Annotated in this window: 12 protein-coding genes; 4 read left to right on the top strand and 8 right to left on the bottom strand. The window is 36.5% G+C overall.

Annotated elements, in window-relative coordinates:
* Positions 1-33: 33 nt before the first annotated feature.
* From NYE73_RS02660 to NYE73_RS02650, 3 genes are all read right to left on the bottom strand, one after another.
* The gene (locus NYE73_RS02660; protein ID WP_259949412.1) at positions 34-5,373 is read right to left on the bottom strand and encodes a collagen binding domain-containing protein; all 5,340 of its coding nucleotides are present in this window, start codon (positions 5,371-5,373) and stop codon (positions 34-36) included.
* A 372-nt stretch (positions 5,374-5,745) separates the two neighbouring features.
* Positions 5,746-7,053 (bottom strand): HD domain-containing protein, encoded by a 1,308-nt coding sequence (locus NYE73_RS02655; protein WP_004227654.1) that lies wholly within the window; start codon positions 7,051-7,053, stop codon positions 5,746-5,748.
* A gap of 202 nt (positions 7,054-7,255) precedes the next feature.
* The gene (locus NYE73_RS02650) at positions 7,256-7,480 is read right to left on the bottom strand and encodes a DUF1450 domain-containing protein (RefSeq protein ID WP_004227652.1); all 225 of its coding nucleotides are present in this window, start codon (positions 7,478-7,480) and stop codon (positions 7,256-7,258) included.
* A 235-nt stretch (positions 7,481-7,715) separates the two neighbouring features.
* Between NYE73_RS02650 and NYE73_RS02645 the strand changes: the two genes are divergently transcribed.
* Positions 7,716-8,366, top strand: coding sequence for an RsfA family transcriptional regulator (locus NYE73_RS02645; protein WP_004227650.1), 651 nt, complete (start codon positions 7,716-7,718; stop codon positions 8,364-8,366).
* Between the two features lie 36 nt (positions 8,367-8,402).
* Here the strand turns inward: NYE73_RS02645 and NYE73_RS02640 are convergent, their stop codons facing one another.
* Positions 8,403-9,236, bottom strand: coding sequence for a lipoate--protein ligase family protein (locus tag NYE73_RS02640; protein ID WP_259949409.1), 834 nt, complete (start codon positions 9,234-9,236; stop codon positions 8,403-8,405).
* A 156-nt stretch (positions 9,237-9,392) separates the two neighbouring features.
* On the opposite strand from NYE73_RS02640, the gene hemQ reads away from it, so the two are divergent.
* On the top strand, positions 9,393-10,142 hold the full coding sequence (gene hemQ / locus NYE73_RS02635) for a hydrogen peroxide-dependent heme synthase (RefSeq protein WP_004227638.1): 750 nt from the start codon (positions 9,393-9,395) through the stop codon (positions 10,140-10,142).
* A gap of 43 nt (positions 10,143-10,185) precedes the next feature.
* Here the strand turns inward: hemQ and NYE73_RS02630 are convergent, their stop codons facing one another.
* Together NYE73_RS02630 and NYE73_RS02625 are read right to left on the bottom strand one after the other, a co-directional pair.
* Positions 10,186-10,368 carry a hypothetical protein gene (locus NYE73_RS02630; protein ID WP_004227636.1) on the bottom strand — a complete coding sequence of 61 codons (183 nt, stop codon included), beginning with the start codon at positions 10,366-10,368 and terminating at the stop codon, positions 10,186-10,188.
* Positions 10,369-10,604: 236 nt separating this feature from the next.
* The gene (locus NYE73_RS02625) at positions 10,605-10,775 is read right to left on the bottom strand and encodes a hypothetical protein (protein ID WP_004227634.1); all 171 of its coding nucleotides are present in this window, start codon (positions 10,773-10,775) and stop codon (positions 10,605-10,607) included.
* Between the two features lie 245 nt (positions 10,776-11,020).
* Between NYE73_RS02625 and NYE73_RS02620 the strand changes: the two genes are divergently transcribed.
* Positions 11,021-11,446, top strand: coding sequence for a cell wall hydrolase (locus NYE73_RS02620; RefSeq protein WP_004227631.1), 426 nt, complete (start codon positions 11,021-11,023; stop codon positions 11,444-11,446).
* A 22-nt stretch (positions 11,447-11,468) separates the two neighbouring features.
* A complete protein-coding gene (gene gerQ / locus NYE73_RS02615; RefSeq protein ID WP_004227629.1) occupies positions 11,469-11,804 on the top strand; it encodes a spore coat protein GerQ in 336 nt (111 codons plus the stop codon).
* 82 nt (positions 11,805-11,886) lie between these two features.
* Here gerQ and NYE73_RS02610 read toward each other — a convergent pair whose 3' ends face one another.
* Both NYE73_RS02610 and NYE73_RS02605 read right to left on the bottom strand, forming a co-directional pair.
* A complete protein-coding gene (locus NYE73_RS02610) occupies positions 11,887-13,062 on the bottom strand; it encodes a M20 family metallopeptidase (protein ID WP_311198640.1) in 1,176 nt (391 codons plus the stop codon).
* Positions 13,063-13,225: 163 nt separating this feature from the next.
* Complete coding sequence (locus NYE73_RS02605) at positions 13,226-13,606, bottom strand: DUF423 domain-containing protein (RefSeq protein ID WP_259949403.1); 381 nt, start codon at positions 13,604-13,606, stop codon at positions 13,226-13,228.
* Positions 13,607-13,630 lie beyond the last annotated feature (24 nt).

Here is a 13,630-nt window from a genome sequence, read left to right as displayed (position 1 = left end):
TTAAGAGTCTTAGGGGCTTCTTCTTTTAAGTAATTATTTAACTTCAGCGTTGCGGCGACGTAAGAAGTATAATGCACCAAGAATAAGTGCTACTCCAATCAGCATTAGTGCTGTTTGATCGGCACCATCTGTCTGAGGTAATTTACCTTGTGCTTTTAATTGAGCTTCTAATCGTTTTGCATCCGATTTAATTTTGTTAATATCAATTGATTCTGCAACAGCTTCCTGTTCCTCTTTAGTTAATTGACTATATTTATTCAAGAAATCCTTATAAGCATCTAGTGTATCTTTTGTAGCTTTAGTTGGATTATAAGGCGGTAAGTTTTTCCCTTGATCAATGACACCTTGAACAGAAGGTTTAGATCCCTCAGTTTTTCCAGGATTGGCCGAATTGTTTGAATCTGTATTTGGTTTGTTTGGTTCTACAGGATTCTCTGGATCTGGATTTGGTTTGTTCGGATCCACCGGTTTTTCTGGATCTGGATTTGGTTTGTTCGGATCCACTGGTTTCTCTGGATCTGGATTTGGTTTGTTGGGATCCACTGGTTTCTCTGGATCTGGATTCGGTTTGTTCGGATCCACTGGTTTCTCTGGATCTGGATTCGGTTTGTTCGGATCCACTGGTTTTTCTGGGTCTGGATCTGGATTTCCTGGATTAGTTGTAGGAGGTGTTACTGGTAGACTTGGCTGAATTTTAGCCTCGCATGTATTACCCACGATAACTGTACCAATAATTGTCTTACCATTCTCTCTTACAATATACTTACCTGGCTTAATAATTGAATTATTGATCGTAATTTGACCCTTACTATCTGTTATAAACTCTGTTGAACCATTATCTTCAACCTGTATACCATCTTCACCTGTTATTGTTACTTTTACGCCTACACGTGGTTGACCAAACATATTGTTAATTGTCAATGTAAAGGCTGGACAAACTGGTGCAATTGATAATGTAATTTCACAAGGAACACTCGCATAAGAAACTTCTATCTCACCTAAGTAAATATTTTTATCATATACATCATATTTACCCGCAGGAGTTGTTTTAGATACAAATGTTAAATTTCCATCTTTATCCTTATTTGTCGAGATTACTTTTCTAGATTTATCTTTAATAATGACATCGTTACCTGGCTTGATGATGCCAGTATTATCTTTGATTATTACTGTGAAGTTTTCACATTTTGGTGTTGGTTGAACGCTCGCTTTACAATCGATATTGCTTTCAAACTCATCAATTTCTTCTCCATCAACTACAACTGTGTAAACACCTGGCTCTAAATCACTTAATTCAATTACACCGTCTTTTGTAGTTTTTGTAGCTATAATGTTACCTGTATCTTTATTTTTAACCGTTACTGAAGTACCATCTGCAACTAAATTACCATCAACATCATAGACAGTTAATTCAAACGTTTCACATTTTGGTGCTAACTGTACTTCACTTTGGCAATTATCATTGTGATACGTAACATTTACTTCACCTAAATACTGGGTACCCTCATATAGCTTATATTTTCCTGCTGGAGTTGTTTTATCAATGATGAATTGACCATCACTATTTGTTGTGCCAGTAGCTATAACAGTATTACTTAGATCTTTAAGTGTAACTGATACATTTGGACGTGGATTTCCATTCTCATTTTTTACAGTAATTTTAAAGTTAGGACATGAATTTATAGGTTGGACTGTATCTTGACATTCTCCAGTACCATATTTAACGGTAACAGTACCTAAAGGAATGTCATTTTCGTCCACTAATGTATACACGCCTGCTTGGACTTCTTTACCACCTGTACCAGGTCGCTTAATATCTGATACTTGCCCTGCAGCATTTGTTGTACCCGTGTATTTTGCGTTGCCGTTGCTATCAATTAATTTAACATTTTTATTAGCAATAGCATTACCATCAATATCTTTCACTGTTAATGTGAATGCTGGACAGGCATTTGTAGCATCAAATTGCTCATTATTAACTAATTCAATAACTTTAGTAGCATTTTTAGCCAATGCAGTGTCAGTATCTTCATTTAATTTAATTGGAAAGTCTGACATAAGATCATAGCCTAATTTTGCTTCTTTTTCTTTAAGAATATAGTTTGCATAGTTAACATTTTCAAATACTACATTACCATCTTGATCTGAAATCGCTGTTGCTACAACATAAGGTGATCCCTTAACCATTTTAACTAATTCAAATTCTATATCTGATAATGGTTTTTTAAGACCCGTCAATGTGTTTAAGCCTACCTTATTAAATTTCAAATTTCCTTTTGTTAACGAGAAGTCTGCATCTGATGCACTAAAGCTAAAGCTACCACTGTATTTCGCTTCTTGCTCTTGGTTGTCAGCAGTTGCAAAACCAAAATTTATTTTTGCGTCATTGCTAAAAGCGTCATCTTTTTTACCAAGTACAAGAGTTTGATATTGAATTTGATAGCTTTCTTTGTTTAATACTCCAAAGTCAATTTCAAATCCGCCACTTGCTGTAAATGTAACAGTAAATCCTAAAGAAGCAGGTGTTGACCAACTTCCACCAGAAGAGATGCCTGTATCCTTATTCACAGCATTTTTTCTTACTTGAATTGTCTCTTTTAACAGCATTTGATTCCCTGATGGTACATCCTCAACTTTGACTTCGCCTAATGTAGATAATGAACGATTGACATTTAGCATCCACGTTAAACGCTCAGTAGTAGAGTTACTACTAGGAGCTGTTGTAGTCTGATTGCTGTTAAAACTTGGATTACCTTTTTCAATTAATTTATTCGCATAGTTTACAGGAACAGGTGTTGCAGGTAGATTGTAAACTTTAGGACTTCCACCCACATTTGTCGTAAAGGTTGCCGTGTTTGTATATAATTTGTTCTTGTCTGCTTTGTTACTAGACTCATTACCAATGATATTGTCAGAGTCCTTAGTTTGGTATTTAACAATATATACTTTGTTATTCGCAACCCCTAAATTATTAGCTAAAGTAAGTGTAAAGCTTTTATTATCAGACGGAATATCTAAAGAATATAAGCTATCTGGTAAATCTGCTCCTTCAGTACCATTTTCATCATTATCTGTAGTATTCAATGTAAATTCTTTTACCTTAAATGTACCTGGTACAATTACATGCCCTTCACCAATTATATCTTGAAGCACTGCATTGTTAATGTTTTGCTTATTAATATTGACTTTAATATCCCAGTTAAACACTTGATCAACATAGTCATACTTACCTTGTTTCCGGCCGTTGTTAACTGAGTTTGATTCAGGTTTGTAGTGAGCTAATTTCTCAACACTATACAGTTTATCTGTTGTCCAACTAGCAATTGCTTTATTGCCATAGCCTTGCTCATGAACAGAACCATCTGGCAAAATTTCATAGGCCGTTTTATAAGTGATTGTCGCTGTTTGTCCCTTAGCCACTGTACCACCAGTTAATGTAAAGCCATTGGCATCAATAGAAATAGTTTGCCCTGTCATATTCGATACAGTAATATCAGAGTCATTTATTACACTGTCATTATTTGCATCCACTAGTGTATGCGGTGCATTGTGAGATCCCTCTGTAAATGTATCGGCAATTGTTAAACCAGTAATATCTTTTCCATCGGCAGTATTATTATCTGCCTTTACAGTAATTGTCCATGTGATTTCTTTTTTATTTGTATCTACTGTACGGGATTTTGTTAAGATTCCTTCTGTCAAGGTATGTGTAGCGGTTTTTGCTTGTGCTCCAGAACCGCTAATGACCGAGTTTGTCATCGTTGTTTTATTATTACTATAGAAATCAGTTGGCAATTTTGCATCATATGTGATGCGATATGCTTTTGTAATAGAATTGTTAAATTCTAGTTTAAAGCCATCTGTACGCCCATTATTTATAATAGGATTTACTTGATATTCTGTCGCATCAATTTCTGTGCCTGCTCCAGTAGCCGTACCTGTATCATTCACTGTCATTGCATATACTTTAATCGTATTTGTATCAATGACATGACCTGTTGGTAGCGTATCTTCTATCCAAGCATCTGCTTGGTCAATCGCTGCTTGATTATAGTTGTAACGAACTTCCCATGAAGATATATAGTTATTGCTTGTTTTTGTGCCATCTAAACTTTTTTCTAATGCCTTGCCATACGTAGTTGATGCTTTTTTAGTATCTGAATCTTCATAGGTAGGATCAGTTAATTTAATTGAATTCGAAAATTCTTTTGTTCCCTCTTGCTGAGCAATTGGTAAATTCACTTTCGTTTGATATTTAATTTTATATGCATTTCTACCATCTAGTACAATATCCTCGAAATTTTGGTTTAATTGTGTTCCTGTAGCTGTTGCTGCTACACCATTTAATCCCACTTCATATGTCTCGACTGTAACAGAATTTGGCACGAGTATATGACCTGGACCCGGTGTATCCATAATTGTTGCATTAGTTAAATTTTTACCTGCTTTATTAACCCATACTTCCCAATCAATCATACGTTCACCGTTTATAACGGTTACTTCTCCAGATTTTTTGGTTACCATTTTTTCATTGCTAGTAGATGGAAGAAATGTCAGTTTAACAACATCTGTTCCACCACCTGCTAAAGGTATTTCTAAGTCCTGTTCTACATTATTGCTAAGCAGATTAAAACCAGAAGTAAAGTTCATTTCAAATCCAACATTATTAGAGCCTGCAATATCCGCAGATGGATCTTCAGTTATTGTGACTGTTACCTGACTTCCACTAGTATGCCAATCAAATGCAGGTGAAATAGGGGTTGCAGGTTTTTGTCCATTAAATGCACTATTAAAATCTATTAATGAGGCTGGCAATGAGTAGGTGAAAAAATCTCCAGCCTTCACATCACTTGGCAAATCAACCTTGAAAATAAATTTCCCATTTGCTTGTTGATTTTGTGCTAACTCTGTTGTAAAAGCTGGTGGTACTACATCAGTACCATTAATTTTCAATTCAAAAACATCTAATTTTACTGAGCTAGTTAAATCTGTAGGAGGCAATGCAGATGCCTCTAATGGCTCTATTAATGGTTTAGTTTGGTTCTCTGGAACCATTCCATTATCTTTATCACCAATTGAGATACCTGTATCTTCTCCACCATCACCATTATCATTTCCAGTTTCTTCTTCAGGAGTAGCTGGTGATGTTACTGATGGTTCACCTCCAAAACTAGTTCCTGCATCTTCTTCAGATGTAGCTGGTGGTGTTACTGGGAGCTCACCCTCGTCTCCTAAATTAGTTCCAACGTCTTGGCTAGACTCATTTGAAGGAGTCACAGGTGGTTGACTCTCGTCGGCAAATACTGAAATTGGTGAAAGTACTGTTTGAAATACAAGTAGCAATATAATAATCGCTATGTTTAATTTTTTCATGTTTCTCTCCTTTTTTAGTTAGAGAGATACCTGATACTGTTTGCTACAAAGATTGATCCTTTCAGTTTTAGGAAAGGAATGAACAAACAATAGGTCACTCTCTCTTTCCTTTAATTTTTATGGAAACATCTCAAATAAAACTCAACCATTATCTTAATATAGGTCATTAGAATCACTCAAATATGTTTCCACATATCTTCACGGCACTTTTGTATCACAACAATCAATGAGCACCACCTCCATTTCAAAATTATTGATTAATTATATCTAATTCAACTTAACAGTTTCTAAACAATTATCTAAAAATAATAAAGCAGTAAACAACATCCCCCTGGAACGTGTTTACTGCTTTATTATTTTTAAAATTTATATTTATTTATTGTCTTTCCTTAATAACATTAATATTTGTTTTTTTACAGTTGAGTTTGTTGAATCGTCCTCTAAGAAATCTAATGGGAAATAGATTTTATGATCTCGTTTCATACGCCCTGAGATAGCATCCACAATAATGGATTCACGTGAAAGCTCCCGTAGCTCACCATTTTTCATTTCTAAAAAAATTGGTACACGCACTTCTTCCTCACCTGGTCTGTAAAAATCATATGGCAGATCTGCTGTTGTATCATGTACAAGATAATAATCGGGGTCTAATCCTGCCTTTTTGAAAAGCTCTTGGAGTTTTTGATATTTATTGAGCTCTACTCCAGGGTCTAAATCAATGTATTGAAATAGCTTACGATTCACAAAGCGGCGGCTTAAATCACTTAGAATGGCATCCTCCTCTTGCATCCATAACTGAAAATATGTAAAAAGTATACTCTCGTCTAACGCAAGATAATCCTCTAATGTAATAACATTTCGGAAAAATGCTAGGAAATGAGTAGGCTCATGCTTAAATGTATAGCCCGCTAAGCTTAATTGTTTTACTCTTTTTAATATATTATTTAATATTACCTCTGCACTTCGTGAAACAGGATGGAAATAAATTTGTAAGTACATTTGATAGCGACTCATTATATAGTCTTCCACCGCATGCATGCCTGTTGCTTTGATTACTACTTGGTTTTTTCTTGGACGCATTACTCTTAAAATCCGTTCCATATCAAAATGACCGTAGCTTACACCTGTAAAATAAGCATCACGTTGTAAGTAATCCATACGATCTGCATCAATTTGGCTCGAAATTAAACTAATTACTTGCTTATTTGGATATGTCTTTTCAATTACTTGGGATACCTTTTCAGGAAAATCAGCTGCCACTTTTTTTAAGATCGCATTTACTTCTGTATCTCCCAACAAAATTTGCCTTGTAAAATATTCATGATCAAGCTCAAATACATTTTCAAAGGCATGGGAAAATGGGCCATGACCTAAATCATGTAAAAGGGCTGCACATAACACTAATAATCTTTCACTTTCATCCCAATCTGGACGCCCTACAAAGATATCATCTACTATGCGACGTACAATTTCGTAAACCCCCAGAGAATGACTAAAGCGACTATGCTCTGCTCCATGAAATACTAAAAATGTGGTACCTAGTTGACGAATTCTACGTAAACGCTGAAATTCTCTTGTACCCACTAAATCCCATATCACTTGATCTCGAACATGTACATAACGGTGTACTGGATCTTTAAATACCTTTTCTTCTTCTAATTTAGCGTTTGCATATGTCATTTGGATAGCACCCCCATTTTGTTATAGTTCTATTATATGCGATAAATCTAGGACTAGCATACTTATTGCCATTTTTCTATAGATATTAACAACCTATTTCGATTACCTTTATCATTATTTTTATATTTATATTGGTCTAATTTCTCAACATATAAAAAAAGCAAAACAAAAACTATCCCCCAAGTAGAGATAGCTTTTAGTTTTACTTTTTTAATTTTGCTAAAACCTTTTCCATTAGTTCATCTTCTGTTAATGCAGCAACAGGTCGGCTATTTACAAAGGTAAATGTCTTTTTGCGTCCTGGACCACAGTAAGAATGACAGCCAATTTCGATGGTTGCATCAGGATCGATTTCCTTTAATTTTGGAATTAACGTTTTTAAGTTAACGGCCTGACATTCATCGCAAACTTTAAATTCGTTTGCCATTTTGTCAACAACCCTTTCTATATAGTATTTTTCAAACATAATCTCGCTCTATTGCACACATGACCTTCACATATTTAAGTATGCAGCATGTGCACAAACCTACATCGGGTATTGTATCGTACTTTTCCCCTTCTATTCAAGCATAATTCCTTCTACATAGATGAATAAAAGGTTAAAAGATTGGTCATGCTAGTCTTAAATAACAAGTTCCAGATAAAGGTGGGAGGATTTTAATATGAGTAAAGTAAGACAAGATGCTTGGTTAAAAGAAAACGATGAATTACTAGCAGAGGCTGTAATCCGTCATGTAACAGAAGGAAGCACACAGCTTAATGCCTTTGAGGAAGCAGGCGATGCATTAAATCGTACTGCGGCAGCCTGTGGTTTTCGTTGGAATGCCGTTGTTCGTAAAGAATACGAGGAACAATTAGCAGAAGCTAAAAAGGAAAGAAAAGAGAGAATGCGAGTGTTGGGAGCGCCAGCAAGACGCCGTGCTTCTAGTATGTTTACCGTAAATAATAGTGCTGCAGAAGGAAAATCAATTCCGCTATCTGCCCTTTCTCTTGATATTGTCATAGCTTATTTACTACGTTTACAGCATTCTGGTGAAGTAGGAAATGAATCTTCAAAATGGCGACAACTTGTACATGTAACATCTGAGAAAAATAAAAAACTAGAGAAAACCATTACAAAACTAGAAGAGGAAAATCGAGCGATTCGCAAAGATTACGAGCAATTTGTACAAATTATGAATCGTGCTAGACGTCTTGTTACGCTTGATGAAGAGGAAGAGCGAATTGCACCTGTTTTTAAAATGGAGAAGAACGGAAATCTTGTAACTAGCAGTTCTATTTATCAACCAGAAAATGGCGATGCGCTAAATTAGCCGCATCGCTTTTTCTGTTTCATATAATCAACCAGCTTACTTACGTTCAAGCATTTTGGTGTTGCGCTCAAAAACGCGCTGTAAATAAAAACCATACAACGTTAATTCTTCGTCATAAAAGGACTGTGGACGTACTTCCTCGGCCCACTGATTAAGTAGTTGCTGTAGACGAATAACAACCGCTTCTACTGTTAAATGAGGGTCTATAAGCTCTGATAGCGAAGCCATGACTTCTGGCACGATTTGAGGGTAAGTGAATTTTGTTTCCTCTTGTTGCAAACTTTCTTCATAAAAGTCACGGATAAGTGCCGCGCGTTGTGAGCCACTCCCCTCAATACATAAATAAATTTGCACTGCCACCCCTTGACGTAAGCGTCTTTGTGAAATACCAGCAAATTTTTTCCCATCAATACTTAAATCATAAGAACCTGGGCAATAAGAGCCTACTATTTCATAAGCCTCAATTTTTTCAGCTACTTCTGGGAACAATCCCTTCACAAGGTCTACCATTACATCATAGCCATCGTTTATACTGAGCGACTCTTTTTGTTCAGACAATACAATGGAAATATTAAGAATCCCTTCATCTAGCACAACCGCTAGTCCACCAGAATTACGAACAATAGGATGATAGCCTCTAGATTCTAGTAATTCCATACCTTGCTGAACATAAGGTAAACGATGGTCTTGAATACCTAGCACAACAGATGCCTCATGAACCCATGTACGAATTGTTGGAGGAGACATCAATTGGCCGACTAATTGGCACAATGTATCGTCCGTCGCAAAAGATTCAAGCGGTGATCTTTGCTTCGCACTAATGGATTGATCATAATAACGCCAAATTGGCTGTTGTAAAATATGTTTCATATCGGTACTCCTCTTATTACATCTCTTCTCTTTAGAATACATGATCTTTAGATGGTGTCAAATTCGTGAATTACTATCATGAACTTAGGGATTTTGTACAAACTATGATAAACTAATTTTTGAATGGTATTCACTTATAAAGGAGTGTTTTCAATAATGAATGAAGCAGCAATTACGTTAGATGGTTGGTACGCTTTACATGATTTCCGCTCAATTGATTGGGCATCTTGGAAACTTGTTTCTGCTGAGGAACGTCAAGCAGCAGTAGAGGAATTTATAGCTTATTTAGAAAAACTGAACGAAGCAGACGTAGCTAAAACAGGTGCTCATGCTTTCTATGCAATCGTTGGTCAAAAAGCTGACTTTATGATTATGACATTGCGTGAAACAATGGATGAGTTACAAGAGCTTGAAGCAGAATTCAATAAATTAGCTATTGCAGATTTTACAATTCCTACATATTCTTATGTATCTGTGGTAGAGCTTTCAAACTATTTAGCTGGCGAGTCAAATGAAGATCCTTACCAAAATCCACATGTACGTGCGCGTCTATATCCTGAACTTCCGCGCGCTAAATATGTATGCTTCTATCCAATGGATAAACGCCGTCAAGGGAACGACAACTGGTACATGCTATCAATGGATGAGCGTAAATCATTAATGCGTTCACATGGAATGATTGGTCGCGGCTATGCTGGTAAAGTAAAACAAATTATTACTGGCTCTGTAGGCTTCGATGATCACGAATGGGGCGTAACTTTATTTGCTGATGACGTACTGCAATTCAAAAAATTAGTATATGAAATGCGCTTTGACGAAGTGTCAGCACGCTATGGCGAATTCGGGGAATTTTTCGTCGGAAACCTTCTTGATAAAGATAAATTGGTTAAATTCTTAACTGTTTAATATCTAATTAAAAATGCGAGTCCATATTGACGGACTCGCATTTTTAAATTTCGTTTTCTTCTGCATTCTCAGATTCGAATATTAAAATAATAATATGAATAAAAATCCCAGTTAGAATCATAAGAAAAACTAAATACCAATTATATGGTTGATGATAATATTCTGCTATTCCAACTGCCAGAAAAGCGCTGATGATGATCGCTACAAACATACTAAAAATACGCATGGAAACGCTCCTTCATAAAAGCAAAAATAAAGTCAATTTTAGTATGTCACGCTATATTTTTAATATACTTACTAGGCAAGAATAATTATGTCTTATTGGATTTCAGCTAAAACAAGCATTGTAAAGGCATTTTTCCTGATGCCCTGCTTTCCACCCTTTTACTCACAATATAAAAAAGTGCCATCTTTTAGCGATGACACTTTCTTAACCTCAACACGTTTCTTCTATATACCTCATTAAGAGCTCTCGTTCTTTACTTTTAAAATTAAGATAACCGTTTGAATAAAAAAACCAATCACTATAATAACAATAAAGAGATACCAGTGGAGCGGCTGTCCATAAAACTCCCCTAATAGAAAGGCCAGTACTGCACTTAATAAGATCCCAAACCAAACGCCAATTTCCATAAGCCATCACCTCACATGTATTAGATACACATGCAATTCATTGATCTCACGTTCCCCTAAATCTATTTTTTTCTATTTACCCTTTTTGCTATAAAAACTATCGGGCCTTGCAGGATTTGAAGTATTTTCTACGTACTTGTCGTTATTACTACTATATGCATAGTAACTTTAATATGTGATTGTCTTTCTTAACAAAATTGAACATGACTACTATACCTTCGTGCATATACTGTCTGCGAGGAGGTATGAAAATCGCTGTTATTAAGACGAATGATGCACAGACAGCCCTACTTGCAAGACTAATGCGTGCCGAAGCAGAAGGCGAAGGAGAGTTAGGTATGCTGATGGTTGGGAATGTTGGCGTTAATCGTGTAAGAGGTGATTGTTTAGATTTTGGTGATATTCGAACAATTGAACAAATGGTTTATCAGCGTCCGGGAGGCTTTGAGGCAACACAAAAGGGTTATTTTTATCAAAGAGCACGTGATCAAGATATCCGGTTAGCTAAAAGAGTAATTCAGGGTGAAAGATTTCATCCAGCTACTCGCTCTTTGTGGTTTTTCATGCCAGCAGGTGATTGTCCTGCACAATGGTATGGCCAATGGAATACTGGCAGGTTCAAATCCCATTGTTTTTTCTCGCCAACTGAACAAGATTGTCCTCAAATTTAAAAAGAAAGTAGGTTGATAATTGATGATGCCTTATTATTGGACACCAACAACGCAACAACAAATGACTCCTCCTCCAGTCACACTTCCGAGCGGACGACCACCCGGCCGTGAGGAGTCCTATATAGAAAATATTTTACGTTTGAACCGTGGAAAACCAGCTACCTTCCATTTTTCTTTTGAGCACGCAGTAGAGCAGGGAAAAAACACAAAAACTGTTCGTGGTGTGGTAGAAGCAGCTGGTCGAGATCATGTCATTATTCGTGAGCTTAAGTCTAATCATCGTTTTCTTTTCCCTATGATTTATTTCGATTTTGCTGAGTATGATGAGGAAATGGCTTACTTTAATCAAAATCCATAATTCTATCTCTAAGTAAAAATCCGCAATACACTCACTGACCAAAAGTCGATGGGCGTATGCGGATTTTTATCATTCGCTATGTTCAATTTTCTTTTAAATACGTTAAGGCTGCTTTACCTAAGGTTTTTGCTGCAATTAGCATAGCACGTTCATCAAAATCAAAGCGTGCATGATGATGCGGATAGGCCGTTTCCCATTCTGGCTTTTTAGCTCCTGTGAAGAAAAATGTGCCTGGTACTTTTTCTAAATAATACGCAAAGTCTTCCCCAATCATAAATGGCGGACATGTTATTACTTGATCTACCCCTGGTACAGTCGACGCCAATTGTGCCAAAAACTCGGTTTCTCTCAGATGGTTATAAACAGGTGGATAACCCCTTGTGTAACGATATTCGTAACTTGCCCCAAATGCCAGACAAGTCGCATTTAATACTGCTTCTAACTCTTGTTCCATTTGTATGCGTACTTCTTCTTCAAATGTACGAATTGTCCCCGCTAAAACTACCCGATCAGCTATAACGTTAAACGGATTAATTGCCTCAAAATGACCGATTGTTAAAACAGCTGATTTCAATGGGTCAATTCGTCTTGAAACAAGCTGTTGAGCATTAACGACAAATTGGGAGGCTAGGGTAACTGCATCAATAGAATGATGAGGCTCTGCGCCATGACCACCCTTTCCTTGTACCGTTATTTCTACTTTATCCGCGGCAGCCATGATGGCTCCGTCTTTCACTAATATTTCTCCTAATGGTGTAGGTGCCCATAAATGTGTACCAAAAATAACATCTACACCTTCTAAACAACCATCCTCAATCATCGGCTTAGCTCCACCTGGAGCCACTTCCTCTGCATGCTGATGAATAAATACGACATTGCCTTCAATTTGGTCCCTCATCGCATTTAATGCCTTAGCTAGCCCAAGCAATGTAGCTGTATGTCCATCATGTCCACATGCATGCATTTTTCCAGCTATTTTAGATTTGTAAGGTACATCATTTTCTTCTTGAATCGCTAATGCATCGAAGTCAGCTCGTAAAGCCACCGTTTTGCCCGGCTTTCCGCCACGTAATATCGCTACGACGCCACGTCCTCCCACTCCTTCTCGAACCACATGACCCAATTCTCTATGAAAAGTAGCTATATAGGATGGCGTTTCGACTTCTTCAAAGGATAATTCAGGGTATTCATGTAAATGGCGACGAATCCCTACCATCTCATTATAGTTAGCATCCAGTAATGTAAATAGTTTTTCCATACTACGTAACCTCACTTTTGATATTTTCGAAATATTGCAAGTAATATTAGTAGTGTACTATAAATTCTTACAAAATGGATAGGATTTAAATCCCTATCTTTGAAAGATGACTCATAACAAAGAAAAACCCCCCTACAAATAATGTAAGAGAGTCAGCTTAAAATTAGCGAGCATGCTTGATAGCAGTTAAAATAATAAGTAGCCATCCAGCTAAGAATAGTACGCCACCAATTGGTGTAATAGCTCCTAATACTTTAATACCACTTATCGCCAGAACATATAAGCTCCCAGAAAAGAAAACAATACCAAGGTTAAAGAAAATACCTGCTAGATTTAATTGTTTCACTTCACCTAATAGTTTAGAGCTCATTAACAGACCAATGATTAGTAATCCTGTAGCGTGAAACATTTGATATTGAACAGCCGTTTCCCAAATACCTCGACTATATTCATCTAAAATTTCCTTTAAAGCATGTGCACCAAATGCACCGAATGCTACTGCTAATAGGCCATGAAGAGCACCTGTCACGATAAATCTTTTCATTTTCGTTACCCTACCTTTAAAATG

It is taken from the genome of Lysinibacillus sp. FSL K6-0102 (genome assembly GCF_038003545.1).
GTDB classification, from domain to species: Bacteria; Bacillota; Bacilli; order Bacillales_A; family Planococcaceae; genus Lysinibacillus; species Lysinibacillus capsici.
This window is presented reverse-complemented; position numbering and strand designations above follow the sequence as displayed.

Bases quoted from the DNA above. Each gene is read 5' to 3' on its own strand.
- NYE73_RS02660 (WP_259949412.1), bottom strand. From the start codon at position 5,373: ATGAAAAAATTAAACATAGCGATTATTATATTGCTACTTGTATTTCAA.
- NYE73_RS02655 (WP_004227654.1), bottom strand. From the start codon at position 7,053: ATGACATATGCAAACGCTAAATTAGAAGAAGAAAAGGTATTTAAAGAT.
- NYE73_RS02650 (WP_004227652.1), bottom strand. From the start codon at position 7,480: ATGGCAAACGAATTTAAAGTTTGCGATGAATGTCAGGCCGTTAACTTA.
- NYE73_RS02645 (WP_004227650.1), top strand. From the start codon at position 7,716: ATGAGTAAAGTAAGACAAGATGCTTGGTTAAAAGAAAACGATGAATTA.
- NYE73_RS02640 (WP_259949409.1), bottom strand. From the start codon at position 9,236: ATGAAACATATTTTACAACAGCCAATTTGGCGTTATTATGATCAATCC.
- hemQ (WP_004227638.1), top strand. From the start codon at position 9,393: ATGAATGAAGCAGCAATTACGTTAGATGGTTGGTACGCTTTACATGAT.
- NYE73_RS02630 (WP_004227636.1), bottom strand. From the start codon at position 10,368: ATGCGTATTTTTAGTATGTTTGTAGCGATCATCATCAGCGCTTTTCTG.
- NYE73_RS02625 (WP_004227634.1), bottom strand. From the start codon at position 10,775: ATGGAAATTGGCGTTTGGTTTGGGATCTTATTAAGTGCAGTACTGGCC.
- NYE73_RS02620 (WP_004227631.1), top strand. From the start codon at position 11,021: ATGAAAATCGCTGTTATTAAGACGAATGATGCACAGACAGCCCTACTT.
- gerQ (WP_004227629.1), top strand. From the start codon at position 11,469: ATGATGCCTTATTATTGGACACCAACAACGCAACAACAAATGACTCCT.
- NYE73_RS02610 (WP_311198640.1), bottom strand. From the start codon at position 13,062: ATGGAAAAACTATTTACATTACTGGATGCTAACTATAATGAGATGGTA.
- NYE73_RS02605 (WP_259949403.1), bottom strand. From the start codon at position 13,606: ATGAAAAGATTTATCGTGACAGGTGCTCTTCATGGCCTATTAGCAGTA.